At 62.9% G+C, this 25,500-nt stretch carries 20 protein-coding genes; 11 read left to right on the plus strand and 9 right to left on the minus strand.

The annotated features are described in order from the left end of the window. The first annotated feature begins 192 nt into the window (after positions 1 to 192). The 6 genes from GY725_15425 to GY725_15450 all read left to right on the plus strand — a co-directional run bounded on the left by GY725_15425 (position 193) and on the right by GY725_15450 (position 6,041). Positions 193 to 1,500: a hypothetical protein gene (locus GY725_15425; GenBank protein ID MCP4005579.1), complete on the plus strand. Its 1,308-nt coding sequence runs from the start codon at positions 193 to 195 to the stop codon at positions 1,498 to 1,500. A 269-nt stretch (positions 1,501 to 1,769) separates the two neighbouring features. After that, positions 1,770 to 2,387: a hypothetical protein gene (locus tag GY725_15430; GenBank protein ID MCP4005580.1), complete on the plus strand. Its 618-nt coding sequence runs from the start codon at positions 1,770 to 1,772 to the stop codon at positions 2,385 to 2,387. Between the two features lie 307 nt (positions 2,388 to 2,694). After that, positions 2,695 to 3,633 (plus strand): phosphotransferase, encoded by a 939-nt coding sequence (locus tag GY725_15435; GenBank protein ID MCP4005581.1) that lies wholly within the window; start codon positions 2,695 to 2,697, stop codon positions 3,631 to 3,633. Positions 3,634 to 4,057: 424 nt separating this feature from the next. Further along, positions 4,058 to 4,693: a hemolysin III family protein gene (locus tag GY725_15440; protein MCP4005582.1), complete on the plus strand. Its 636-nt coding sequence runs from the start codon at positions 4,058 to 4,060 to the stop codon at positions 4,691 to 4,693. Positions 4,694 to 4,730: 37 nt separating this feature from the next. Continuing rightward, positions 4,731 to 5,549, plus strand: a complete 819-nt coding sequence (locus GY725_15445) for an SDR family NAD(P)-dependent oxidoreductase (GenBank protein ID MCP4005583.1) — start codon at positions 4,731 to 4,733, stop codon at positions 5,547 to 5,549. 84 nt (positions 5,550 to 5,633) lie between these two features. Continuing rightward, positions 5,634 to 6,041, plus strand: a complete 408-nt coding sequence (locus tag GY725_15450; protein MCP4005584.1) for an MAPEG family protein — start codon at positions 5,634 to 5,636, stop codon at positions 6,039 to 6,041. Between the two features lie 37 nt (positions 6,042 to 6,078). Here the strand turns inward: GY725_15450 and GY725_15455 are convergent, their stop codons facing one another. Next, positions 6,079 to 8,523, minus strand: coding sequence for an FAD-dependent oxidoreductase (locus GY725_15455; protein MCP4005585.1), 2,445 nt, complete (start codon positions 8,521 to 8,523; stop codon positions 6,079 to 6,081). Between the two features lie 4 nt (positions 8,524 to 8,527). Further along, positions 8,528 to 9,406, minus strand: a complete 879-nt coding sequence (locus GY725_15460) for a phosphotransferase family protein (protein MCP4005586.1) — start codon at positions 9,404 to 9,406, stop codon at positions 8,528 to 8,530. Between the two features lie 64 nt (positions 9,407 to 9,470). Between GY725_15460 and GY725_15465 the strand changes: the two genes are divergently transcribed. From GY725_15465 to GY725_15485, 5 genes are all read left to right on the plus strand, one after another. Next, positions 9,471 to 10,535, plus strand: a complete 1,065-nt coding sequence (locus tag GY725_15465; GenBank protein ID MCP4005587.1) for a hypothetical protein — start codon at positions 9,471 to 9,473, stop codon at positions 10,533 to 10,535. Positions 10,536 to 10,592: 57 nt separating this feature from the next. Then, positions 10,593 to 12,248 (plus strand): amidohydrolase, encoded by a 1,656-nt coding sequence (locus GY725_15470; protein MCP4005588.1) that lies wholly within the window; start codon positions 10,593 to 10,595, stop codon positions 12,246 to 12,248. A gap of 7 nt (positions 12,249 to 12,255) precedes the next feature. Then, the gene (locus GY725_15475; GenBank protein MCP4005589.1) at positions 12,256 to 13,194 is read left to right on the plus strand and encodes a GTP-binding protein; all 939 of its coding nucleotides are present in this window, start codon (positions 12,256 to 12,258) and stop codon (positions 13,192 to 13,194) included. Positions 13,195 to 13,275: 81 nt separating this feature from the next. Then, a complete protein-coding gene (locus tag GY725_15480; GenBank protein MCP4005590.1) occupies positions 13,276 to 13,953 on the plus strand; it encodes a TetR/AcrR family transcriptional regulator in 678 nt (225 codons plus the stop codon). A 4-nt stretch (positions 13,954 to 13,957) separates the two neighbouring features. Further along, positions 13,958 to 15,016, plus strand: coding sequence for a hypothetical protein (locus tag GY725_15485; GenBank protein MCP4005591.1), 1,059 nt, complete (start codon positions 13,958 to 13,960; stop codon positions 15,014 to 15,016). A 131-nt stretch (positions 15,017 to 15,147) separates the two neighbouring features. On the opposite strand, the gene GY725_15490 is transcribed toward GY725_15485, so the two are convergent. The 7 genes from GY725_15490 to GY725_15520 form a co-directional block, all read right to left on the minus strand. Beyond that, the gene (locus GY725_15490) at positions 15,148 to 15,339 is read right to left on the minus strand and encodes a hypothetical protein (protein ID MCP4005592.1); all 192 of its coding nucleotides are present in this window, start codon (positions 15,337 to 15,339) and stop codon (positions 15,148 to 15,150) included. A gap of 280 nt (positions 15,340 to 15,619) precedes the next feature. Next, complete coding sequence (locus GY725_15495) at positions 15,620 to 16,837, minus strand: amidohydrolase (protein ID MCP4005593.1); 1,218 nt, start codon at positions 16,835 to 16,837, stop codon at positions 15,620 to 15,622. Positions 16,838 to 16,897: 60 nt separating this feature from the next. After that, positions 16,898 to 21,199, minus strand: coding sequence for a hypothetical protein (locus tag GY725_15500; protein MCP4005594.1), 4,302 nt, complete (start codon positions 21,197 to 21,199; stop codon positions 16,898 to 16,900). A gap of 1 nt (position 21,200) precedes the next feature. After that, the gene (locus GY725_15505; protein MCP4005595.1) at positions 21,201 to 21,779 is read right to left on the minus strand and encodes a TetR/AcrR family transcriptional regulator; all 579 of its coding nucleotides are present in this window, start codon (positions 21,777 to 21,779) and stop codon (positions 21,201 to 21,203) included. A gap of 478 nt (positions 21,780 to 22,257) precedes the next feature. Beyond that, positions 22,258 to 23,583 carry an acyl-CoA dehydrogenase gene (locus tag GY725_15510; protein MCP4005596.1) on the minus strand — a complete coding sequence of 442 codons (1,326 nt, stop codon included), beginning with the start codon at positions 23,581 to 23,583 and terminating at the stop codon, positions 22,258 to 22,260. Between the two features lie 82 nt (positions 23,584 to 23,665). Next, positions 23,666 to 24,214, minus strand: a complete 549-nt coding sequence (locus tag GY725_15515) for a carboxymuconolactone decarboxylase family protein (protein MCP4005597.1) — start codon at positions 24,212 to 24,214, stop codon at positions 23,666 to 23,668. Positions 24,215 to 24,275: 61 nt separating this feature from the next. Continuing rightward, complete coding sequence (locus GY725_15520) at positions 24,276 to 25,274, minus strand: hypothetical protein (GenBank protein ID MCP4005598.1); 999 nt, start codon at positions 25,272 to 25,274, stop codon at positions 24,276 to 24,278. Between the last annotated feature and the right edge of the window lie 226 nt (positions 25,275 to 25,500).

Consider the following 25,500-nt stretch of genomic DNA (forward strand, 5'->3'; position numbering starts at 1 on the left):
CTCGCCCAACAACGGCATGCAGTCGGACGTTGAAGGGCTCTCTTGCAATTTCTGCTGTACCGTCTGGTACTAACCTTCTTGGGCTCAGCGCACTCGGCGGCGCCCATCAACGTCGCTGAAGGGCGACCGTTATGTGGCAGGGGAGCACCTCGAGGAGAAGCCTCGATCGGAGCTCGGTAGTGGAGGCGGTCTGTGAATCGCCCCCTGCGCCGGTGGAACCGCAGGTGGATTCTGTGGGCCGCGGCTACGACTGCCTTGATCGCCACGGGCTCCACAATGATGATGGTCGCCCACCGATCTGGGCGTGCCCGGGAACGGATTCTCCAGAGACCGGCGGCGGCTGCGTTCTCGGTCGAGTCGCTCGAGCGCGACGTCGCGACGTACGACCGGCTTGGCCCGCACCGAACCGGCACCGACGGAAATCTTTCAGCGGCTAAGTGGCTCGAGTCGGAGTTCGCAGGTCTCGGGTACCGCGTGCGGATCCAACGCAGGAGCATACCGACCTATCTCGTAGATGAAGCCTTCGTGGAAGTCCGAGGCGAGCGAACCCAAGCCTTTCCTCAGTTCCCCGTACCACACCCCGACGCGCATGAGCGCGTGGGCACGTTGGGAGAGCAGATCCCGATACTCCGAATTCCGAATCGGCTCACCAACAACTCGCTCGCTCAAGCACAGCTGCAAGCGAGGATCCGAGGGGTAGCTGCATCGGGCGCGAAGGCCGTCATCCTGGAGGTGGCCGGCGCCTGCGGCTATATCAAGACGCTGAACGCGCCCCTCGGCCTCGAGCCCTGGGATGTGCCCGTTCTGCTCGTGGCGGGAGGGGACGCGGAGCGGCTCGCCCTCCTCGGAGAACAGGCCGAGACCGCTCGCGTGCGACTCATGGGCCGACACACAATGGTCGACAGCATCAACATGATTGCAGAGATCGGTCCGGCCAGTGCCTCCGCCATCGTGGTGTCTACGCCGCTGAGTGGCTGGTTTCACGCCACCGCTGAGCGCGGCTCCGGGATTGCGGCCTTTCTTTCAGTCGCGCGATGGGCCAGTGCCGAGCATGGTAGTCGGCGCTTCGTCTTCACAGCGAACTCCGGACACGAACTCGGTGACGCGGGCGCCCATGCCTTCCTCGAATCCGAGGCTCCGCCCCCCGAGCGGACGCAGCTCTGGCTCCATATCGGAGCGAACATCGGCTCGCGCGATGGCGAAGAGCCAGACCGAGCCAGCTCTCGTCGCTTCCTCATGAGCAATTCATCGGTTTTGTTTCGCACCTGGGCTGCGTTTCGCGGACAAAGCCTCGTCGGTCCGGTACCGCTCGCCTTTGGCCTCGGCCGTGGCGAGCTTGCCGCCTACTTCGACGCTGGATACCGACCCGTCCTGGGTGTATTCGGAGCTGGACCGTTCCACCATTGCGTCAACGACCGATTGCCCGCGGTGCATCTCGAGGCGACCCGAGGCGTGGCTTTGGGCTTTGCCACGTTAGTCGAGACTCTCACCAGTCGCTGACCCGGGTCCGCTCGGCGCGCGAGCGTGCCGACCAACCAGGGGATGAAACCGGACGTTGAATCGCTCGGTTCCGAATACCGCGGTACTGTCTGGCATCAACCTTTTCAGGCTCGGCGACGTCGGCGGTGCTATTCAACGCCACTTATCGCCGATTCGTTAGGCGCCGCGCGTATCGCCAGGAATCAGACCGGGGTGCGAAAGCCGGTTCGCTTGCACCCGATTCTAGTGACATCTATTATGCCAACGACGATCAAGCGGAGATGGCCACGATGAACACGAGTCTGAAGTCCCTCAAAGAGCTGATGCAAGAAGCGCTTGGCGAGGGGGGCGTTCTCGTCTCCGGCCTCCGAGGGAAGTACATGGAGATCTCGGAGTCTGCCAACCGCATGGTCTGGATGACCCGCTCCCCAGTCGAGCAGAGCGATTTCGAAGCGCTCGAAGTGGACGCATCCTACACCAAGAGCGGAATCGGACAGGCTTCGATGGACCGTGCCGGCTTTCGACATTCACCCGACCGCGCCGAAGAACCGGTGCGGGAGAGGGAGATCGGCGGTCATCACTTCATCAACGTGGCCTCGCCACTCGAGATGAAACCCCCCTCTCTGACAGCTGGCCCGATGACAGCCCTCGTCAACAAGGCCCACGTCCTCGGCTTCGCCGCGGGCCGCAGGCTCGCGATCCTGACGACACCCGAAGGCGATTTCGTCGAGGTGGTCGGAGACGCAAGCGATGATGCTGGTCGGGTTCTTCCCGAAGGCGGCGAGTTGAATGAAATCGTTTTGAAGGATCCCTGGGTCGTCTCCCTCCCCACTCCGACGCGAGCCTTCTTCTGGTGGCAGGGATCCATTCGGAGCTTTCAAGGTCCTGTGACGCTTCCAACCTCGTAGGCCCGGGTCGGCGAAGCTCAGGGCACCACCACTCAGTTCCACGCGAATTCTCGGATCACCTGGTCGGGTCGGTTGCCCGTGTGCTTTCCGATTTCGACGCTGACCCGCGTAGGGGTACAGGCGTTCTGTCTATCCCCAACGGAGACCCGCGGCGGGGCCGCCGCCCAACACGAGCTTGCAGTCGGACTCGGCAACAGTCAGGCATTTCGACCTTTGGTAGAATCTGGCATCAATCTTCGGAGCCTCGGCGAGCCGGTCAGCGCTGTTACCAGCCGGTAGACGCCGATCGGTTGGACGGCTTCAGGACATGGTCAGCGCCCAAGAGCAGCATCCAGCAGATTCGACCACAAAGACGACGCCCAGTCCGGTCATCCACTCGGTGGTGCGGTCCGTCTGCGGCAGCGAGGTCGAGCGGCTCGTTCGCCTCACCGGTGGCGGCATGAACGAGGCGTACCGCGTCGAGGTTCCCAAAGACATGCCGGTCGTCGTCCGGATCGCGCGTCAGCCAGTGGCGTGGTTCACCGACGAGGAGCACGTCATGGCGCAGGCGCGTGGTGTCGGCGTGCCCACGCCGGAGGTGCTCGGCGTCGAGCAGGTGGATCACGACGGGGAGCTACTGTCGTTCTCGATCCTGCGATTCGTGCCGGGCCGCTCGCTCGACCAGCTCGCTGGTGAGCTGTCGGCGTCGGATCTCGAGCGGTTGGTCATGGACAGCGGCGAGCTCCTGGCACGGTTGCATAGCGTCGTCCCCGACCGGGGCATTCGGCACGAGCTCGAGCCGCCCGGGGAGCGCTTCGTCGCCCGCGTGGTGGGTGTCGCCGAACAGGCGCTTGGTCCGGCGGCGGCCGCGGTCGTCGAGCGCGGTGCTGAGCTCCTCCGTGACGAGGTGATGACCCGTCCAGCGCCCAGACTCTCGCTCGCTCACGGCGACTGGTTGCCCAAGCACTTTCTGATCGACGACGGGGCGCCGATCGTTGGCGTTATCGACTGGGAATTCGCCGGCCCAGCGTCGCCGGCGTTCGACCTCGCCCATTGGGAGGTGGCCGCTGGCGATGCCCTGCGCGACCGCTCGGACCTGCTGCGCCGCGGGTATACGCGGGTCGCCGATCCCGACGCAGCCGACGCCGGCTGGGTGCCAGCGTTTGCCATCGACTTCGCCCTCGAAGTGCTCGGTTGGAGGAACCCTGCTCCACCAGCGAGGCTCCGGCGCTGCGTGGACGTGATCGCCCGCTATGTCGGCGCTTGACCGAATCACGGTCTGGTCGGAAGCTATCTCGTTTCCGGCGAGGTCCGTTGGCAGGCCTGCGACGACGATGTCTGCGATATCCCGGCAAGCCAGCGTTTCGAACTCGAACTGCCCGTGGCGGAATCGCCCGCGGTCGCCCTCGGGAGGAAGAAAGGCGCGGCCCTAGAGCCCAACGCGATGCTGCATTTTCAGCGAATGTCTGAGCGGCGGGGCGGTACCGCCTGAGCTCCGCTCAGTCCCGCCGGGTTATCAACTCCCGAATGCCGTTGGGCGCGATATCCAAGACGGCTGCGCGGGAGGCTGTCCGGGCTGCAACGGGTCTACTGCACCTGAAGGGGCGGGGCTTCACAGCCAGGCGAATGGAGCCACCTGGATCGGGTACCGGGGACTCTCGATCGGCACGTTCCTTGCGAGGTCCCCGCGCATGAAAAGCTCAACTCCCACGCTCGGCGAAGAGATCGCAAACAGCATCAGTCACGGCGTCGGACTCGTTGCGTCCATCCTGGCTCTTCCGATTCTGATCGCGCCCGCACTCGCGCGGGGTGAGACGGCAGAAGTGATCGGCTCGGTCGTGTTTGCGAGCACGATGATTCTGCTCTACCTGGCGTCGACTCTCTATCACGCCATGCCCGCCGGGCGCGCAAAGCGGATTCTTCGCGTCGCCGACCATTCCGCGATCTATGTGTTCATCGCCGGTAGCTACACTCCCTTCACTCTTGGAGCGCTCCGGGGGGATGTGGGCTGGATGCTCCTGGGGGCTGTCTGGACCCTGGCAATCGTGGGGGTGGCCTGGAAGGCGAGCGGCATTCGCGCCCACCCGGTGCTTTCCGCCGGTCTCTATCTGGCGATGGGTTGGTTGGTACTTCTTGCGGCGGGGCCGCTCGTCGAGGCGATGCCGCGCAGTGCGCTCTTCTGGCTCGTTGCCGGTGGACTCGCATACACCAGTGGTGTGGGATTTTACGCCGCGACCCGTCTGCGTTACGGGCACTTCATCTGGCACCTCTTCGTGCTGGCCGGGAGCGCCTGCCACTCCGTCGCCGTCCTCCAGTACGCCGTGTAGGTGGCGGTCGTTCCGTCCGAACGCGATCGTCATCGACATGAGTACGGATGCACCGAGAGTCGCCATCCTTACGGGTGCCGCGTCCGGTATCGGTCGCGCGTTGGCACAGGTACTGGCGACCCACGGATATCACCTGGAATTGCTGGATATCAACGCTGCCGAAGTCGAGCGTCTTGCAGTCTCGTTGTGTCAGCAGGGTTTCGCGGCGCAAGCGAGTGCCTGTGACGTCGGTGATCCGCAAGAGGTGCAGAGTGTTTTCGATCAGGCGATCGCCCGCCACCCTGGAATCGATCTGCTGATCAACAGTGCGGGCATCACCGTCTACGACACCGTCGCGTCGACCTCGCTAGACGATTACGACCGCATCATGCGCGTCAACTTCGGCGGGACTCTGCACTGCACCAAGGCACTGTTGCCGAGCCGCCTGCGCCAGGGCCGTGGCCATATCGTCAATATGTCCAGCGTTTTCGGATTGATCGGCGCCCCGCTTCAGAGTGCATACAGTGCTTCGAAGTTCGCGATTCGCGGCTTCAGTGAGAGCTTGCGTCAGGAACTGCTCGGCAGCGGAATCGCCGTCAGTTGCGTGCACCCAGGGGGCGTTCGCACCGGCATCGTGGCGGCCGGACGCGTCGGCCAGACCCGTCTGGATACGACGGGAGCGGCGGAATTCAACAGCGACTTCGAACGCTTCAGCCGATTGAGTCCAGATCGGGCGGCGCGGGAGATCGTGGCCGGAATCCACAAGCGCAAGGCGCGAATCCTGGTCGGCCTCGATGCAAACGCGGTCAGCGCCGTGAGTCGACTCTGGCCGGTTGCCTATCAATGGATCAATCACTGGCTGGGTCGCCAACGCTGATCTGGCGAAGACTCTTCCGTGCCCGCGCTGTGCGACACTCGAGCCACGCGATGGTCGTGCGAAACGGATGAGGAGTACGGATCGATGAGTGCTTCAAGTGTCGCCTTGCTCGGATACGCAGCCTGGACGCTGATCCTGGTCGGAGGGATCGCGGCCATTCGCAGCGCCCTGACTCTCGGTGGAAACCGTCTGGCCAATAGTTTTCAGCCCGATGGATCGGACGTATCAGAGTTTTCTCAACGTCTGTGCAGGGCGCATGCGAATTGTTACGAGAACCTTCCCGCCTTTGCGGCGATCATTCTCGTCGCGCTGGTGGCCGGGCGCAGCGAGATCACCGACGGACTGGCGCTCTGGGTGCTTGCGGCTCGGGTCGCTCAGTCGATGGTTCATCTGGCGTCCACGAGTCCTCCTGCGGTGACCGTGCGCTTTGGTCTGTTCTTCGCGCAGTGGGCCGTCCAGTTGTTGTGGGCCGTCCGCCTTCTCGGTTCGTAAAGGGGGGCGGCGGGCTCGTTCCCCGTTCGCCCGTTTTTCAGCTGCGAATTCGTTTCATGCCCGGATCGTATAGAGGGCGTAGATGCAGCTGTGCGGGAACGCGCTTCGAGGCGACTTCCAGTTCGTAAAGGTCCGATCGCAATGCGCGCGTATCGATGCCGTTCGGATCGCCGAGGTATCCGTAGCCGATTCCTTTCCCGACGGTGTATCCCCAGCCGCCGCTGGTGAGCCATCCGACACGCTCGCCATCGCGGAAGATCGTTTCGCGTCCGAGCAGCACCACATCTGGATCGTCGATACTGAATCCGACGAGCCGGCGCTTCAAGCCTTCTTGCTTCTGCTGCTCCAAGGCCTTGCGTCCGAGAAAATCGATCCCGGTGTCCAGCTTGACCGCCCAGGCGAGGCCCGCCTCCAGAGGCGTGTTGTTAGGCGTGATGTCTGCCGCCCAGGCTCGGTAGCCCTTTTCGAGTCTGAGGCTCTCGATGGCCCGATATCCCGCGTTGGCAATGCCGTGAGCTTTTCCGGATCCCATCAAAGCATCGTAGACGGCGCCCGCGTGTTGTCTGGGAAGATGGAGTTCAACGCCCAGTTCGCCCACATAGGTGATGCGCAGCGCGCGCACGGGTGCACCGGCGATAGAAAGCTCGCAGTGTGTGGCGAAGGGCAGGGCAGCGTCGGAGACCGATTCAGTGCAGACTGCAGCCAGCACGTCCCGAGACCGGGGACCCATCAGGGCCAGCACGGCCAGTTCGTCGGTCACTTCTCGGAGACGCACATCGAAGCTCGGTGGCAGGTTTCGCTCGATCCAGCAACGGTCGTGTGTGGCAAAGCCGGTGCCCGTGACCAGGTAGAAACGGTCCTGTTCCAGGCGGGCCACGGTCAGATCGCACTCGATTCCTCCGCGCTGGTTGAGCATCTGTGTGTACGTGAGGCTTCCGGGTGGTTTCGCGATGTCATTGGCGCATAGCCAATGAAGTGCCTTCTCCGCGTCGCTCCCTTCGAGTTCGTACTTCGCAAACGACGTCTGATCGAACAGACCGACGCGCTCGCGTACGGCGCGGTGTTCCTCGCCGACGTGTGCGAACCAGTTGGGTCGTTCAAAGGAGTACTCATCCTGGGCAGCGACGCCTTGCGGGGCGAACCAGTTCGGACGTTCCCAGCCGAGTTTCTCTCCGAAGCAGGCGCCCGCCGTCTGGAGTCGCTCGTAGAGCGGTGAACGGCGATAGGGGCGGCCGCTCTGGTGTTCCTCTCCGGGCCAGGAGATCGTGTAGTGCTTGCCGTAGAGTTCGAGCGTTCGTTCGCGGACCCAGTCCCGGTCGCGATGCGGGGGGCCGAAGCGGCGGATATCGACTGGCCAGAGATCGTACGGCGGTTCGCCGTTCGCGATCCATTCGGCGAGTGCCCAGCCCGCTCCGCCGGCCGCGGCGATACCGAAGGCGTTGAATCCCGCACCTACGAAATACCCGGGCCGCTCCGGCGCTTCGCCCAGAATGAAATTGCCGTCGGGCGTGAAGCTCTCCGGGCCGTTGAGCATCTGGCGAATCTCTGCGTTCTCGAGCGCGGGGACCCGGGGAAAGGAGAGTTCCGCGAGTTGCTGGAAGTGGTCGAAGTCCGGCTCGAGAAGCGTGAAGTGAAAGCCCTCGGGAATGCCGTCTTGCGCCCAGGGGATGGGGTTCGGTTCATACCCACCCATGACCAGTCCGCCCACTTCTTCTTTGTAGTAGGTGAGCCGATCCGGATCGCGAAGCGTGGGGAGTGCGGAGTGAACGCCGTCGATGGGGCCGCTGATCATGAACTGGTGCTGGACCGAAACCAGCGGAACATGGACGCCCGCGAGCTGTCCGAATTCGTGCGCCCACTGTCCGCAGCAGTTCACCACGATTTCGCAGGCGATGCGCCCACGCGGCGTCGACACGGCGCTGACGCGCTCGTTTTCGATTTCGAGCCCCGTCACAGGGCAATCCTCGATCAAGGTTGCGCCTCGCATGCGGGCACCGCGGGCGAGAGCCTGGGTCAGGTCCACCGGGCTGGCGGATCCGTCCGTCGGCAGAAAAGCAGCGCCCACCACGTCGTCGATCTCCATCAACGGCCAGAGATCGCGGGCCTCTTTCGGGCTGAGGAGTTGCATCTCCATGCCGAAGCTGTGGGCGGTGGTCGCCTGGCGTTCGTACTCGGACATGCGCGCGCGACTACAGGCCAGGCGGAGTCCGCCGTTGCACTTCCAACCGGTCGCCTGACCGGTTTCTCGTTCGAGTCGCTGATAAAGGGCGACCGACTCACCCAGCAATCGGGTGATGCTGGCCGAACTGCGCAACTGACCGACCAGTCCGGCCGCGTGGAATGTGCTTCCGCTGGTGAGACGGGCGCGCTCCAGGAGGACCACGTCCGTCCAGCCGAGCTTCGCAAGGTGATAAGCCGTCGAGCAGCCCATGATGCCGCCGCCGACGACGACGGCCCGGGCCTGGGTGGGAAACTCGGACATGGCTTCACATCTCCTGGAATCCGCTCCAGGCCTTTTCGAAGCGCTGGAGGTTCATGTCCGTGTAGGCGACGAAATCGAAATCGACGTCCGAATAGTGTTCGGAGACCATACTCCACATCGTTTCGCGGAGGAGTGAGGCGGTCTTCATCGCCGCGTAGCGGTGGCGTAGCGCGTCGTCGGGTGCATTTCCGAAATAGTGCTGCAGTAAGGCTTCTTCACTCGCCGCCGAGAATTCGTTGTTGGAGGCGAGCCCGCCTAGATCGAACAGCGGACTGTTGAACCCGGCGTAGTCCCAGTCGATCAGCCACAGCCTTTCCCCGTCATCGATTAGGTTGGCTGCGAGCAGATCGTTGTGACCGAAAACCAGGGAGATCTGGCCCACGGCTCGCTCCAGTTCCGTCGCGATTTTGAGAAAACGCGGCAGCGCGGCAAGATTTCGACTTCCGGCCTCGCGCAGGGTGTGGGCGTAGTCGCGAAGCACGTGAAATACCCAGAAGACCATGGCGGGACCGCGCAGGTGCGTGGGGATCTCGCTGTGGCAGCACTTGAGCAGTGAAACGATTCGCTCCAGCGTCTCCGGTTCGCGGACGTCTTCCGCCTGTAGTGCGCGGCCTTCGATGAACTGCAATACCATCGCGCCGTCTTCGCAGTGCAGGACTTCCGGTGAGATTCCCGCCGCGTGGGCTGCGCGACTGGCCGCCCGTTCGTGGAAGCGCATGACTCCGTGCCGGGGAATATCGGTTCCGATTCGCACGAAGTGACGCCGTCCTCCGTCTTCGACCAGGAAGTTCGAGTTCGTAATGCCTCCGCCGACCGGTTGCGGGTCGACGCTTGCCGACCAGCAGGAGAGGTTGGCAGCTCGGATGCGGGGATCAATGTGCATGCCAGAGCAGAATACCCCGGAGGAGCGCGATGTGGTTCCCCCGGGATCGGGGTAAGCTATTCCCATGGCAATCTCCGCGAGCACACAGGGCCGGGACACCGGTGCGACCCCGTTCTCCGTTCGGGTGACCGGCTGGAGCTGGAGACAGCCGGTCCTGCTCGCGATCGCCAGCCTCGGCGTGTTCCTGGGCCTCGTCGTCGTCGTGCACACCTTGTCCGGAGTTCACCAGATCTTCGAAGGAAGTGACGGAGTTTTCGGGATCGGCAGCCATGTACGCGTCGACATCGTCCTCTCTTTCGTGTCGGCCTACACGCTCTGTACGGGCTGCATCGCTCTGGCGAAGGCGTCCCGCCAGTTCGACCTGCTGCGACCGGTTCTGCGCATGGCGGATGGAGAGTGGCAGGCGTTTCGCGGACGGCTCTTTCCGAACTCACGCACCGTGACACTTGCAGCTGCCATCGGAGTCGTCGCGGCGATCATCCTGCAATCACTTCCCTATGTCCTCGAAACGGGGGCGCTCGTCGAAGAGAGTTTTCATACGGTTCCGTTCATGGTTCTGCTCATGGCCCTGCTTTCGGTGCAGGCGCTGATCACGATCCGGCATTCCCAGGTCTTCTACGAAGTCGGGCGGAGCCACCTCGATGTGGACCTGCTCGACCTCGACCCGCTTTCTCCGTTTGCTGCTACGGGACTCACGAATGCCGCGATCTGGTTGATCGGAAGTGCGATTGCCTCCCTACTGGTGACCCTCGTGTCGAATCTTTCGGTCGTGGCCCTGGTGATCACGGCTACGGTGGGTATGGGAGTCGCCGGACTCATTCTGCCCTCACGCGGTCTGCACCGGTACTTGCGCGAGCGCAAGCGCGATGAACTCGCGATCGTTCGCAAACAGATCGCCAGCGAGCGCGACATTCTCCTGGCCACTACCGCCACTACCGCCACTGCCGACTCGACACGGCTATCGCGACTGCCTGCGTTATTGGCCTACGAAGCCCGCATCGAAAGTGTCCGCGAGTGGCCCTTCGACACTTCGACGCTGAGTCGCTTCGGCCTGTTCTTGCTGATCCCACTGGCTTCCTGGATCGGCGGCGCACTCGTGGAGCGGATGGTCGACGTCGCCCTGAGGTAGACGTGGACGGGCCGTGATACGGTTCGCAGGAGCAGCGGCGATCCGCTGGAAAGCACCATGAGCGAAGTCACCGTCTATACCGCGCGTCGAGTGATCACGATGAATCCTTCCTGGCCTGAAGGCACGGCCATAGCCGTACGCGACGGGACGATTCTGGAAGTGGGCACCCTCGAGAGCCTTCGACCCTGGCTCGACGCGCACGAGCATCGCATCGACGAGCGCTTTGCCGAAGCCGTCATCCTGCCCGGTCTGATCGATCCCCATCTGCATCCGATGATGGCGGCCGTGATCTTGCCGATGCGTTTCATCACCGCCCTGGAGTGGAAGCTGCCCTGGGAAACCGTGGCGCCGGTGCAGACTCCGGAAGCCTTCGACGCGCGTCTGCGCGAACTCGATGCAGAGTTGAGCGATCCCGACGAGCCCCTGTTCGTCTGGGGCTACCACCAGCTCTGGCACGGGGAGATGAACCGCAAGCGCATCCACGAAGTGTCCATCCAGCGGCCGATTGTCGTCTGGCACCGCTCCTTCCACGAGCTGTACATGAACGACGGCATGCTGGAGCGCCTGGGGATCGACCGCGCAGAGATCGAAGGCAAGCACCAGATCGATGCGGAGCGCGGACACTTTTACGAGAACGGTCTGGCGCTGGCCATCGAACGCTTGAACCCGATTCTGATGGCGCCCCAGCGGATCGCTCTCGGTCTGGAGCGTCTGAAGCAGGTCGCGCACTTCGGCGGTCACACCACCCTGGGCGATATGGCTGCGGGTCTGTTCGATTTCAATGCCGAATGGCTGGCGGCGACGGCTATCATCGAACGTCCGGAGACGCCGTTTCGCGTGGAGATGATTCCCACGGGCCTGCGTCTTCTGGCGACGCACGGCAGCAATGAGAAGGCGCTGGAGTTCGTGGAGACACTGCCCGAACGCAATACGCATCGGCTGCGTTTCGGTCGACGCATCAAGCTGTTTACCGACGGTGCTTTCTTTTCACAGCTGGCACAGCTCAAGGCACCGGGCTACGTCGATGGACACGCGGGGGAATGGCTGACGCCGCCCGAGCAGTTCGAATCGATGGCCCGGACCTACTGGAACGCGGGCTATACGATTCACGTGCACTGCACCGGAGATCTCGGCCTCGAGCTGGCACTCGATACACTCGCCAAGCTTCAAGAGGAACGACCGCGCTTCGACCACGGTTTCACGATCGAGCACTTCGGCTTTTCGACACCCGAACAAGTCACGCGAATCGCCGCCTTAGGCGCTCGCGTTTCGGCGAACGTGTACTACCTGCATGAACTCTCCGATATGTACGCGCGCTCCGGGATCGGTCTGGAAAGGGCGAGCCAGATGGCGCGTCTCGGCAGTTGCGTCGCCGCTGGGGTTCGCGTCGCTCTGCACTCCGACTACACCATGGCTCCCGCTCTGCCACTGGCCAGCGCGTGGGTTGCCGCGACACGTCGCAACTGTGCCGGGGATGTCGTGGCACCCAATGAGTGCCTGTCGGTCGAAGAGGCTCTCCGAGCGATCACGATCGATGCGGCGTATATGCTGGGCCTCGAGGATGAAGTCGGTTCGTTGCGCGCCGGAAAGCGCGCCGACTTTGCGGTCGTCGACGCCGATCCCTTCGAAGTCGGCGCGGACGGATTGCGGAACATCCGCGTCCTGGCGACTGTGTTCGAAGGCACGCCGTATCCCGTTCCAACGCAGAGCTGAGCCTCCGATGCGTCCGCCCTCCGATCCGCTGCCGTTGAGCGTCCTGGGCGGCTATCTGGGTGCCGGAAAGACCACCTTGCTCAATCGCCTGCTCGAGGCGGATCACGGTCTTCGCGTCGGTGTGTTGGTCAATGACTTCGGCGAAGTCGCGATCGACGACGCGCGGATTGCGAATCGCGATGGTCCCACGCTGGCGCTGGTCAACGGCTGCGTCTGCTGCTCGATCGGCGATGATCTGGGCCGAGGCCTGGATACACTGATGGGTGTCGACCCGCCGCTCGACCACGTCGTCGTCGAAGCCAGCGGGGTTGCCGATCCGGAGCGCGTGGCCAGTTTTGCGCGGACCTGGCCCGGCTACGCACCCGGTGCAGTCCTGGTCGTGGCCGACGCAGAGGACATTCGCCGACGCAGTTCCGACAAGTACGTCGGTGAGCTCGTGCAATCGCAACTGGGTAGCGCCGATCTGGTGATCGTCTCGAAACTCGACCGCATGGCCGACCCGTGCTGGACGGATCTGCATGCGTGGCTTGCTGCACGGACGGGTGGCGCTCCGATCGTGGCGGGTCCACTCGACGCGCCAGCTCTCACCGCTCTATTGCACGCGCAACCGATTGCGAAGACGAACGGTCCGCGCGCGCCCGGATCAAGCGCATCGAATCGAGCTGCGGATCTCGGCCTGCGCAGCGCCAGTGTGGGCGCCGCCGAAATTGCGGACGAATCGGCGCTTCGGAACTGGCTCGAGGCACTTCCGCCCTCCGTGCTTCGCGCAAAAGGGCAGGTCGCGTGCGCCGGCGAACCCGGTCGCGCGTGGCGGATCGACAAGGTCGGAGTCCGCAGCGAACTCGAACCCGTCGCGGGTGCAGCCTGCGCGACGAGGAACCAGGTGGTGCTGATCTGCAGCGCCTCCGGCCCCGATCCCGAGAGCCTGTTGCGGGACCTTTCCTGAGCAGCGGGTTCTTCTTGCGTCCGACCGGTCGGTCGGGTTAGGATCCGATCGATCGGTTGATCCGGTCCGCGAGGTGATTCCCTGACGCAACCCGCCCAGCAAGAGCGCCGCAGTTCAGCGGATTCACTGCCTGGCGCCAGTCGGGAGACGATTCTCGACACGGCTGAGGCGCTCTTCGCGCGGCACGGTTTTGAAGGGGTGGGCCTGCGCGAGATCGCGCGCCTCTCTCTCCTCTCGAAGTCCGCGCTCTTTCATCACTTTCCCACCAAGTTGGACCTCTACGCCGCCGTTCTGGCGCGCATCCTCGGCGACCTGGAAGCCCGCCTCTCCGAACCCTCGAACACGGAGGGGGACGCGATCACGCGACTCGTCATCTGGGTCGAGGCGATGCTCGACGCACTCGGCGAGCACCCGACGCGCGCGCCTCTGCTGATGCGGACGCTTTTCGAAGGTGACGTCTTTGAACGCGACGCCGAATTTCCAGAGATCGACGGTCCGCTCCTGAGAATCCTTGGCGCCATTTCGTCGCTACTGAGCGAAGGGGTCGAAGCCGGGGTTATCCGCCCGATCTCGGTGCCGCATGCCACGCAGAGCCTGATCGGCATGCTGCTTTTCCATTTTGCGTCGGGGGAGTTCGGGGACGGGGTCCTCGGCCGATCCGTTTTTTCGGCGACGGAGATCCGCCGCCACAAGGAGTTTGTTCTTTCTTTCATCGAGAACGGCCTGTCCGCAGGGCCGATCAACCACAAGGAGTCTTGAGAATATGAGTTTGAAATTTCTGGCAGAGAACCGAAGAAAAGTTGGAGACTTCGAAGTGCTCGACGTCGTCGACCAGGAACAGATCGACGGTCTGCGCAATAAGCTGAGGGTTGAAGCTCCCACGGCCGTGCGCTGGAACGACTGGGACTACGGCAGTAGCGTCACTGAATTGCGTGCGCTCTACGAAAAGGGCAAGGCCAACCAGTGGAACTCGACGACGGATCTCGATTGGGACATCCCTGTTTCCAAGGACGAGTGGTTCGGCACGATGGAGATGTCGGTTCTCGCCAATCTGCTCAAGATGATGGGCAAGGACGAGAAGGAGCAGAAGGCTGCGATGCTCGACGAGGTCGCCTTCACCTGCTCCCAGCTTCTCCACGGTGAACAGGCTGCCCTGCAGCTCTGCGGTCAGCTGACTTCGCTCTGTCCGACTACCGACGAGAAGCTCTACGCTGCGAATCAGGTTGCCGATGAGGCGCGCCACGTAGAAGCCTTCGCGCGCTTCGCCAGTGACAAATGCGGCGAGATCTTCCCTATCACTCCCACGCTCAAGTTCCTACTCGACGAACTGCTCTCCGTCGAAGGTCATCGCATGAAGACCCTCGGAATGCAGACGCTCTTCGAAGGCATGGCGGTCGGCATCATGGACATGCTGCGCGCAAATTCGAAGAATCCTCTGTTCACCGAACTGATCCGCAAGGCCGAGCAGGATGAGTCGCGTCACGCGGCTTTCGGCGTCCTGACCATGCGCCGCGTGGTCGAACAGGCGAGCCAGGAAGAGATGAATGAAATGGAGGACTGGGCGTTCGCAGTACTGGAGGCGTTGAACGCGAACCAGCAACTCGACATGCTACGCGTCCTCGGCCCCCGCTACGATATCGACCCCGATGTGGTCACGCAGACGATTCTGGGGCTACCGGAGTGGGCCGAGATGAACAGCATGATCTACATGCACACCGTCGTTCCGAACCTCCAGCGGCTCGGTCTGATCACCGAGCGCACCGAGAGCAAGTGGCGCGAGCGCGGCATGCTCAGCGACAAGCGCGGTGGACAGGCGAACTAGCTCCTGATCACTCGCTGATTCCAGAAAAAACGAACCCGCCGCCGTGCTCGACTCGATCGAGCGCTGCGGCGGGTTCGGCGATTCGCAAGTCCGGAAGCCGTGGTCCGAGAACCGGCTTCGGTAACGGACGGTCAGGCCACCAGGTCGAGGAGCGCGCCCGGCTTCGGCAGTTCTTCCCGCGCCTGCTTCATCTCAGGAGCCGGTCCGTTCTCTCCGGCGATGCTGAAGTCGACTAGCAACCAGTCCTTGTACTCTTCGTAGAGTCCTTCGGCTCGGAGCAGTTTTCCGACTGACGAGTGGTGCCACCGGGACACGATCTGCAAGACGGAACGCTTCCGACGGCAAGTGGGATGCTGGAAGACTATCTGGTAACCGTACATTGTGTTCACTCCCGTCGAAAGATGTCGAAGAGGTGTGCACGGTCTGTACCAATGCTCTGGTGGCCCGAAACGGGCGCTAGAAGTCGAGGCGGAAGCAAAGGGCTTCCACCGTGTAACCCTGGCTTCCGTCGCATGCGCTCGGGTTGCGCGCGCGGTGCGCCCGCGTTGCCGATCGGCATTGGGGCCGGGAGGGTGCGTGATTCGAGCCCGGCCTCTTTCAACGTCAGGGAAGACAGATCTTCGGCAGAGGGTGACGGTATAGCTTGGCGGCGTTCTGGTGGGTGATCATGCGGATCTCCTCATCCGGAAGTCCGCCGAGTGCGTTTTCCATCACGGCCTGAGTGTCTGGCCAGGTTCCGTCGCCGTGGGGATAGTCGGACTCGAACAGGATGTTCTCGACTCCGATGACGTCGCGCGTCGAAATCGTGGAGCGATCGTCGATCATGCAGAACCAGAAGTTGCGCAGCAGAACTTCTCCGGGCGATAGCTTCGGATCGGGCCAGCCCTTTCCGTAACCGGAGCGACTCATGATGTCGTCGAGTCGGTCTTTCAGCATGGCGACCCAGCCGATCCCGCCCTCCGCCATCGCGATCTTCAACTCGGGATAGCGGGCGGGATAGCCGCTCCACAACCATTCTGCGCACGACTCGATCGCCATCGGTCCAAAGAGTGTGGCCCCCAGTTCGAGTAACGGCGCGCCGGGTGGCATCGCGGCGAAGCCCGAAGATCCGACGTGCAGATTCAGAACGGTCCCGGTCTCGGCGCAGGCTCGTACGATCGGTTCCCAGTGCTCGTCGAAGACCGGCGGATAGCCCAGGCGGTGCGGCCGTTCGGGCAGGGATACCGCGCGGAAGCCGCGAGCGGCGTTTCTGCGAATCTCTTCTGCACCGAGTTCGGGGTTGGAGAGCAAGGTGATGCCCAGCGGTACAATCCGCTCGGGATACTGGGTGTACCACTCGTCGAATAGCCAGTCGTTCCAGGCCCGCACGCAGGCGAGGCCGAGTTCCTGGTCTTTGCACTCCGAGAAGAGCGTTCCGCCGAAACCCGTCACGCCGGAGGGGAAGTTCAGTGAAGCCCAGATTCCGCCGAGGTCCATGTCCTTGATGCGCTCGTGGATGTTCCAGCAACCGGGTCGAACCTCCTCGAAGCGCGCGGGTTCGAAGCGGTGGTCCTCCCTGGGGCGTCCCGCAACACACATGAAGCCCACCTGGAAGTAGGGCGTTCCATCGAACTCCCAGACCTGGTGTCCTTCCTCGGTTTCCACCACTCGCGGTGCGCGCTCCTGCAAGGCGCGCGGGAGTCGGCCCTCGAAGGTGTCAGGGGGCTCCAGCAGGTGATCGTCCGCGGAGATCAGTGTGTACTTGACCTCCCGGGGTTCTGGATCCGGAAGCAGTTCGTGAGTGACCGGTCGGCTGATTCCAAGCTTGATGACGCGTACCATGCCGCCATCCTCGCACACTGCGAGAGTCGTCGTCAGAAGATTGAACCGGACGAGTCCCCACTAGGCCGAGTAGGCGGGTTCCTCCGCTTCCTCAGAAGATCCGCGGTGCAACCGGTAGGCGAAGCTGCGGACCCGCCTCTGATCCAGGGGCGTGCCATCGTCGTAGAAGAAGTAGAAGGGGATGTCCTTGCGGTGGCGCAGCAGGCTCTCCGAAACCAGGCTGCTGTCGCAACCCCAGCAACTGGTCATGACGATGCCGTCGTACAGCCCCGTATCCCAGGCGCGTAAAACGCTGCCGACTTCGAGGGCTGCGGCACCGCGCGTCGCCGTGTCGAGGATCTCCGAACTCTTTTCCAGGGAAGCCTCGACGTCGGGAATCGGCAACCAGGGATGGAGATCTGCAACCTTGGCGTACAGGTCTCCGCGGATCTTCGTCATGAACGAGATCACCATCTCCGTTTCCTTCGACTGTGCGCGCCGGCCTGCAAACAGATGGGGATTGCGGCGTGCCAGCCATTCGAAGAAGTCGCACAGCGGTTCCATGACGACTCGCAGTCCGCGGTCGCTGAGCTTGAGGAAGAGGCCGTCGTTCGCGAAGTCATTGCCCTTGGTCAGGATGTCGCCCGTCGCGTAGACCGTGCGCAGCGAGAGTCGCGTTTCCTCGTCTGCACGGGCCTCCATCTGAGCGAACTCACCCGCCGCTCTGCTGATCACGACGCTGATCGCCTCCGACCGGCCTCCGAGATCGGCCATCCTTTCGGACTCGTCGCCTAGAGGAACTTCGAGGATTCGCACGACCTCTTCGGCATTGCGCTGATAGATTTCCAGAGCTTCGCCCTCGTGGGATTCGATGGCGAGGTGATACAGATAGAACTGACGCAGAATGTCGATCGCGCTCATGCCCGACCAGATGGCCATGAACATCGTTGGACCGGAGGCGAAGAGCTTGAGTCCGGTCACCGATACCTGATCGCCGAGCCCCATCTTGTCGAGCGAGATCTTGTCCTTCACGTCGTAGAGTCCGGCTCGACACATCTGTCCGGTGAGCTGAACCAGTTCGGTGTTCTTCTGCGGGGGATGGTTCTCGAGGTGATTTCGAAATGCGCCCCAGATCAGCTGGTACGACATGCATTCCTTGCCCGAACAATCCGGTTTTCCAGATCGCACGGTGTCCTCGGAATAGGGTGGAGCGACGACGGCATCGAAGCCGAAGGCGCGGTACACGGCTGCAAATACCGAACCCAGGTAGTCGCAACCGCTCAGAACCACATAGCTCGTATCGGCATGGAGCTGTCCGCCCATCCTCGTTTCCGGATCGACGTAGGCCAGAAGCTTGCCGTTGTCGGGCAGTTCGTTCTCACCCTCTTCGGCCCGGAATTGTCGGACGGATTGCAGGAAGGCCTGGATGCGCGTCACGAAGCCGGCAGCGCCGCCGTGCCCGTCGCTTTCCAGAATCGTGTGCGGATACCCTTCGAGCAACGCCTGGAAGACCTGCTCGGCGAAAGAGGAGGGTCCGCAGCCGAACGAGGCCAGCCACAACGGGAACACATCACTCATCTCGCGGGCGCTGCTCGCCGCCCGCAGGCCGCGGTTGCTGTCTCCCCAGTACGCTCTCTGGAATGAAGGTGTCGCCGGGTCGATGGGGAAGCAGTCCGCCGGAATCGCGATGGCTCCGTTCTGGCGCAGCAGCAGCGGAATATTGGCGTTGATGGCGGGGTCGGAGATCACGTGCAAGTGACCGCAGACGACCACGCTGGGTTTGTCGTTGGCCCGCGCGTATTCGAGCGCCTCCCGACCGATCACCTCCAGGCCCTGATCGAAATCGGTCTGGGCGTCGGCGGCGGCCTTCACGGCTGCTTCGATCTTTTCGGGATCGACACCGAGTTCCTCTGCGACCGATTCAAGGTTCTCGGTCAGGATCGCGGCATCGAGTCCATCGCCAAAATAGAGTCGCGGTCGCACGACCCGGGTCTTCCGGCCGCGGGTCTTGAAGGATTGTTCGATCATTTCGGGCATGGCCTGTTCGGTCACGCAGGTTTGTCCGCCCTTTCCCCGCGTATCCGCAATCTCGAAGATCTTCGGGAACAGGAGGGTGTCGATATCCGCATCACAGACCGCGTGGGCGATCTTGACCGGCCCGCACGAATCGAAGCTATTGCAGAGCTGTTCGCCCTTGGCGAGTGACGACGAACTGGACGTGAGCAGTTCGATGGAGAAGCCGAGTTCGGCAGCAAACGTGGCCAGCCAGGGGATGTGACCATTGAGCGCACCCAACTGGGGAATTCCGAGCACGGGTGCGTCGGCGCGTTTCTTGACGAAGCTCTTGATCAAGCGCGTTCGCTGTTCGAAGGGATTGGGAGCTTCCTTGTCGAGCTTGGGCTGGGCGGCGCTCGAAACTTCGTATTTCGGGCAGGCACCGCCCGAGATGGCCACTCGACTCTCGTTGCCAAACGCGATCGTCGTGCGTTCGATGGGACATAACGTCTGACACTTCGTGTCGCGACAGCGGAACTCGGAGCGTTCGCGAATTTCGGCTTCGAGGATGGCTTCGGGTTCTAGTGTCGGAGCCATCGCCAGGGAATCGGCTCCGGAGTCCGCAATCGCGCAAAGGCCGATGCCCCAGGCTCCCATCGCACCGGGGTTGGGCGGTACCGCGATCTCGCAGCCGGTCACGGCTGCCAGGGTCCAGGCCAAGGATGGATTCGAAGCCGGTTTGCCCTGGAAGAAGACCTTGCCACCGAGCGTTCGTTGGCCCATCACGCGGTTCAGGTAGTTGTGGATCACCGAGTACTGGAAGCCGGCGAAGATGTCCGCCAGTTCGAAGCCTTCTTTCAGCGCCTGGGATGCCGCATCCGCCACATAGACAGTGCACATCATGCCCAGGTCGGGTGGTCGCTGGGCGCTGGAAGCCAGGCGAATGAACTCTTCGATTTCCTTCACGTCGTAGAACACGGCCTGTTCCTCGAGGAAGGATCCGGTCCCTGCACTGCACGCCTTGTTCATGTCGCTTTCGATGATGCGACCGCCCTGGATGCGCACGTACTTGGCATCCTGGCCGCCGATCTCGATCACCGACATATCGGCTCCGCGATCTTCGTCGCAGCGAATAGCAGCCGTCGCATGCGCGACGATTTCGTTTTGCACGATGATCTGCGCGGAATCGGGGAAGACGGCTCGCAGGAGTGTCGCGACCGCCTCTCGTCCCGAACCCGTCACGCCGATCGCCCGGATGTCTGGACGCACGCGTTCGAGCAGGGCGCGCACCAGTCGCCGCGCGGCATCGACGGGATTGCCGCGGGTCTGGTCGTACAGATCGAGAACCGATTCACCGGTCGCCAGCGAGGTGAGTACCGCCTTGGCGCCGGTCGACCCGAGGTCCAAGCCCAGGATCGACGGCTTCGACGCGGCCTCCGGATCTACTTCCGGCTCGGGCATCATCGTCACGTGGGATTCCCAGCCGCTGGCGGCTTCGAGTACGGGGAAGTGGCTCTCGACCACGCGGATCAACTGCTCGGGGCTGTCGGGAAGTGCCTCGCTTACGGCGCGATGCGGCTGTTGGGCTGCTATCGCGGCCGCGCCCAGCGCTTCCAGACATTCTGCGTTTTCCGGCGAATACACCTGGCTACCCACCAGTAGCTCGAAGGCCTCCACAAAAGAACGGATCCGGGTGGGGCCTCCGATCAGGTAGACGGGACCGTCGACCTGATTACGCGCCAGTAGCGAATGCGCGTTGCGCGCGACCGATGCGAAGTAGCCGCGAAACAGATCACCCGTCGGTTTGCCCTGGTTGGCGAAGTGCGTCATCTCGCTCTTGGCAAAGACCGAGCAACGCGCGGTGATCGGGATGCTCTCCTGGGCCGCGAGCGCCTTTGCATCGGCTTCTTCGATGGCGAGTCCGAAGCGTCCGGCGATCTTCTGGATGTTCTCTCCGGTACCCGACGAGCACTTGTCGTTTTCGATGTACTGGTACAGGTAGCGCGGTGCAGCGCCGTTTCTCTTCGGGTTGTCTTCTTCCGCCGGTCGGCGACTCAGAACGCTGTAACCACGGGCGCCGATGCTCACGAGGTTGAGAGAATCTTCGAGGCCTGCTTGCAGTTCGAGGGCCACTTCCTGGCACGAGTCTTCCGGCACGATCACCGCGACGTCGGTCAGTTCGTCGGCGTAAATTCCCGTGGCGCCGAGCGCGCTGCAGGAGGCGACGTCGTTGTCGTTGTACCACTTGGAGAAGACGTCCAACGGACTTCCGTCGTGGAGTACGTAGCGGCTGTCTTCGATGACGAGCTTTCCGTCGTCGCTGATTCGGGCGAGAACGAAGCTCGCCGAAGCCTTGCCAAGGTCACAACCGGCAATTCGTGTACTCATCCTATTTTGTCTCCTTGGTTTCAGCAGCGAACTGCCGAGAAGAATCGAGAATGTCGTCCGATAGTTCGGAATCCAGGGCGGCCCGCGCGAGTACGAGACTGCCGACGCATAGCGCCAGCGTTCCGACCGCACGCGTGTGCGCATCTTCGTCTTGTGAGTCGGAGAGTTCTTTTTCGAAGCTCGCGATGGTCTCGCGCAGTTCTTCGTCGTAAGCCCGGCGTAGAGACTCCGGAGCTCGCGCGACCTCGGCGCTGGTGGAGGGCAGGGGGCAGCCCACTCCGGGGTTGTCGCGATGCGCTCGACTCAGGTAGACGCTCAGCATGCTCTCGCGTCGTTCGGCTCTGGACGCGGCGTCTGGAACCCGGAGTCGGTTTCGCCCGATAGCCATCGCAGACTTCAGCGCCTCGCCGAGCAGTTCTTCCTTGGAGTCGAAGTGGCCGTAGAAGCCGCCGTGCGTCAGTCCGGCTTCTTCCATGATCCGCTGGACACCCGCGCCGCTGAGTCCTTCTTCCCGGATCTGGCGGGCGGCTGCAGCCACGATGCGGCTATGCGCCTCGGCTTTCTGTTCAGCTCTGCTCACGCTTGCGGCCTCCTTTTCGGGACTTTTTGCACCATACCCTTTCATATGATGATTGTCATGTGGAATTCCGCAAGCCGTCTGGCCTGCGGGGGCGACCGTTCCGGGGCGCTTCCCGGATCCCGGACCCCGGGCGGGCAGCAGAGGACGGGCAGCAGAGGGACGGCGGCGAAGAGTCTGGGGAGAGCCCGGACGCGGGCGCCCGCCGGACTACAGCTCGGGAACGAAGATGTGGAGGAGGAAGAGGAGGACGGGGATGAAGACGAAGAGCAGCAGCAAGGTCACCATCCCTCGGAGAGAGATCTCTTGCCCCGTCTGCTCGGGAGCCGTGGACTCAACCGGGTTTCCGCATTCCGGACAGGTCCAGTCGTCAGTTGGCACTCTGCTGCCGCAATCCGAACACGTTGTCCCCGCCATACCCGCTCGGTCCTCTTCCTCTACTTCGCGTTGCAAATTTCTGGTCGGCGAGGATCCCGAAAGCTCAAGGGCCGGTGAAGTTCTTGCCCATCTTCGGCAGTTCCTCGTAGCTTGCCTTCGGGTTGTAATCGCTCGCGCCTTCTTCCGCCCAGCGGGAGAGTTCGGCTCGACCCACGACGAACCAGTGCACCTCGTCGGGACCGTCGGCCAGGCGCAGTGTGCGCTGTCCCGTGTACAGGTCGGCGAGTGGGGTCCACTGCGAAACACCGGTCGCTCCGTGGAGCTGGATGGCCTCGTCGATGATGGCGCAGACCCGCACCGGAACCATCGCCTTGATCGCGCTCACCCAGGTGCGCGCTTCGGCATTGCCTAGCACGTCCATGGCCTTCGCGGCCTTGAGCACCATCATGCGCATGGCTTCGATTTCGATTCGCGCCTTGGCGACGACCTCGGTGGTCTTGCCGAGATTGGCGATGCGCTTGCCGAAGGCTTCACGATTCAGGGCGCGCTTCGCCATCATCTCGATGGCTCGTTCGGCGGCGCCGATCGAGCGCATGCAGTGATGGATGCGGCCGGGACCCAGGCGCACCTGGGAAATCTCGAAGCCACGTCCGACGCCGAGCAAGAGATTGTCCTTCGGGACACGGCAGTCGTTGAAGCGAATATGCATGTGACCGTGCGGTGCGTCGTCCTTGCCGAATACGTGCATTGGCCCCAGGATCTCGAAGCCGGGCGCATCGGTCGGAACCAGGATCTGCGATTGCTTCAGATGGGGGGCTGCGTCCGGGTCGGTCTGCACCATCACGATCATGATCTTGCAGCGCGGGTCTCCGGCGCCCGAGATGTAGTACTTCTCGCCGTTGATCACCCACTCGTCACCGACGAGCACCGCCTGGCAGGCGATGTTCTTCGCATCCGATGACGCGAGGTCGGGCTCGGTCATGGCATACGCGGAGCGGATCTCGCCGGCGAGCAGTGGCTTGAGCCAGCGTTCCTTCTGCGCCGGAGTACCGACCCGCTCCAGAACTTCCATATTGCCCGTGTCGGGTGCGGAGCAGTTGAGACACTCCGGTGCGAGCGGGTTCTTGCCCAGTTCGGCGGCGATGTAGGCGTAGTCGAGATTCTTCAGACCCTGTCCCGTGTCATCGTCGGGCAGGAAGAAATTCCACAGACCCTCCGCCTTGGCCTTCGCCTTGACGCTCTCCAGTAGTTCGAGCTGTCCGGGTGCCCATGACCAGGGTTCGGCTCTGCCTTCGCCGAGTTGATAGAACTCCAGCGTGATCGGCTCGACTTCCTCTTTGACGAAGGCTTTGACCTTCTCGAAAAGGGACCTCGCGCCTTCCGACATCCTCAGATCGAATAATTCCTCGCGGTTCTCGAGACCGGACATTTGATTCTCCTCGTCTGTCAGGGCGCTCAGTGTCGGGGCGCTCAGTGTACCGCTTCGCTACGCACCGCGGTGAGTGTGCGGGCTAGCTCAGGACCGGCTTCTCTTCGAGTTGTACGCGAGCTGATTCAAGAAAGCGACTCAGCATATTGAAATACGAGCAGCACAGGATCAGTTCCATCGCCTGGCGGTTCCCGTAGCGTTCGATGATTTCCGCCAGGGCCTGGTCGCTGAGTCTCACATCCAGGCTGATTTCATCCGCGACGCGACAGAGCAGGTTTCCCTCTTCGTCCAGCCCCTTGACCGGGCCATCGACGGCGATCTTCTCGATCTCTTCGTCGCTGACACCGACCCCTTTCGCAACGGCCACGTGCTGCACCCACTCGTACTCCGCCCGCGTTGCATGAGCCACCCGAAGGACCGCGATCTCGCGCTTTCGGGCATCGAACTCGCTCTTGATCAGAATGGAAAGAGCCAGATCGATCAGCGGCTGAAAGCTCTCGGGTGCACGAGCCATCATGCGAAAGACGTTCAAGGGGGGCAGGGCTTTCAAGGTGTTCTGGATCTCGGGTGTGAGTTCCTCGTCGCTCGGAAGCGAAAACCCCGCTCCGTTCTGCTCGCTATTGTCGCTCATTGGATCTCCTGTCTGGAGCGTTTCCGGTGCGCATTCCTCGCCTCACAAGCGGCGTCTTGCATCAGAACGAGTGCGCGGCCTTGACGAGATTGCGCATCAGTCGAATTGCCTCATCGTGGGGAACGCGACCGCACCCACATGAGGATGAAACCAGAAGGCGTTCATCCGGGATCAGTTCGCGTAGTGCGGAAATGCGATCGGCCAGTACCTCACTGCTTTCGGGCGTCGATTTCACGTCGGCGATCCCCGCGATCACCTGCATCGATTCCGGAATATCCGCAAGAAGACTTCGTTCCTTCCACTGGCCCGCATACGAACACTCGATGTGCACCCGGTCGATCTCGCCGTCGAGCAACTGAATCAACGGGATCAGATTGCGCAGATGCTGTTCCTGGGTTCCGGGGCGCCGTCCCATGTCTCCGAGGCAGAAGTGGATGCTGCGACGAATCCCGCTCACCTTGCGGAACGGGTGCACGATCCAGGGCACGATCTCCTCGGGTTTACGGGATTCGACCAGTGCCAGAATCGCTTCGAACGGAGCGTCGAGTTGGATCTCGCGGGCACCGGCCTCCACCATGTCGAGTACCTCGGCCTCGACGATGCGCGCCACGTTCTCCATCTGTCCGGGCAGCGCCGGGTCCGAGGGGAAAGAGAGCGTCATCGTCAGCGGCGAGGGTACGGCGGTTTTGTCGAGGTCGGGCTGGATGGCCTTCTCGCGCCGATAGGCCAGTGCGTGGCCCGTTCCCCGGGGCGCCGACAGGTCTCCCGCGATCCGGTAGCGCCCGATCCCCTCCGCGCCCGCGCGGTGGTCGCGTTTTCGCTCGACCTCGAGTCCGACGAGGCGCGGCGGAACGTGGTGTACGAAATCGGGGGCGAAGACTTCCCCACCCATGATCTGGTCCAGGCCACAGGCCAGTTGCTCGTCCATGGCGATTCGCGCCGCAGCCTGCAGGACATCGGCCGCTTCTTCGTCCCCCACCAGGCCCTTGTAGTAACGGGTGAGCGCGGGCTTGAGCCCGAAGGGAATCGGCCAGCTGCCTACGACGGTCGTACGAATCACAATCCCGGCTCTCTCTCGGCTCACACGGATGGGGGGTGAACGTGCATTGTACATCAGCTTCGGATTCGGTCCGGCCAGGGTCCCACTGCTAGGGAATCTCTGCACAGGGAGGATTCGAGCGAGAAGCGGGAGTCGCCGCCTGAGCAAGAAGCGTGATCCGATCGCAGATCCGTAGATCTGCAGAGGGTCGCGCGACGCAGCGCAGGCGGATGCATCGCGCTTCGCA

This window comes from bacterium (assembly GCA_024226335.1).
GTDB lineage: Bacteria > Myxococcota_A > UBA9160 > SZUA-336 > SZUA-336 > JAAELY01.

What these genes read in the sequence shown, in the direction of transcription:
- GY725_15430 (MCP4005580.1), top strand. Translation starts at nt 1,770, where the DNA reads ATGAACACGAGTCTGAAGTCCCTCAAAGAGCTGATGCAAGAAGCGCTT.
- GY725_15435 (MCP4005581.1), top strand. Translation starts at nt 2,695, where the DNA reads ATGGTCAGCGCCCAAGAGCAGCATCCAGCAGATTCGACCACAAAGACG.
- GY725_15440 (MCP4005582.1), top strand. Translation starts at nt 4,058, where the DNA reads ATGAAAAGCTCAACTCCCACGCTCGGCGAAGAGATCGCAAACAGCATC.
- GY725_15445 (MCP4005583.1), top strand. Translation starts at nt 4,731, where the DNA reads ATGAGTACGGATGCACCGAGAGTCGCCATCCTTACGGGTGCCGCGTCC.
- GY725_15450 (MCP4005584.1), top strand. Translation starts at nt 5,634, where the DNA reads ATGAGTGCTTCAAGTGTCGCCTTGCTCGGATACGCAGCCTGGACGCTG.
- GY725_15455 (MCP4005585.1), bottom strand. Translation starts at nt 8,523, where the DNA reads ATGTCCGAGTTTCCCACCCAGGCCCGGGCCGTCGTCGTCGGCGGCGGC.
- GY725_15460 (MCP4005586.1), bottom strand. Translation starts at nt 9,406, where the DNA reads ATGCACATTGATCCCCGCATCCGAGCTGCCAACCTCTCCTGCTGGTCG.
- GY725_15465 (MCP4005587.1), top strand. Translation starts at nt 9,471, where the DNA reads ATGGCAATCTCCGCGAGCACACAGGGCCGGGACACCGGTGCGACCCCG.
- GY725_15470 (MCP4005588.1), top strand. Translation starts at nt 10,593, where the DNA reads ATGAGCGAAGTCACCGTCTATACCGCGCGTCGAGTGATCACGATGAAT.
- GY725_15475 (MCP4005589.1), top strand. Translation starts at nt 12,256, where the DNA reads ATGCGTCCGCCCTCCGATCCGCTGCCGTTGAGCGTCCTGGGCGGCTAT.
- GY725_15485 (MCP4005591.1), top strand. Translation starts at nt 13,958, where the DNA reads ATGAGTTTGAAATTTCTGGCAGAGAACCGAAGAAAAGTTGGAGACTTC.
- GY725_15495 (MCP4005593.1), bottom strand. Translation starts at nt 16,837, where the DNA reads ATGGTACGCGTCATCAAGCTTGGAATCAGCCGACCGGTCACTCACGAA.
- GY725_15500 (MCP4005594.1), bottom strand. Translation starts at nt 21,199, where the DNA reads ATGAGTACACGAATTGCCGGTTGTGACCTTGGCAAGGCTTCGGCGAGC.
- GY725_15510 (MCP4005596.1), bottom strand. Translation starts at nt 23,583, where the DNA reads ATGTCCGGTCTCGAGAACCGCGAGGAATTATTCGATCTGAGGATGTCG.
- GY725_15515 (MCP4005597.1), bottom strand. Translation starts at nt 24,214, where the DNA reads ATGAGCGACAATAGCGAGCAGAACGGAGCGGGGTTTTCGCTTCCGAGC.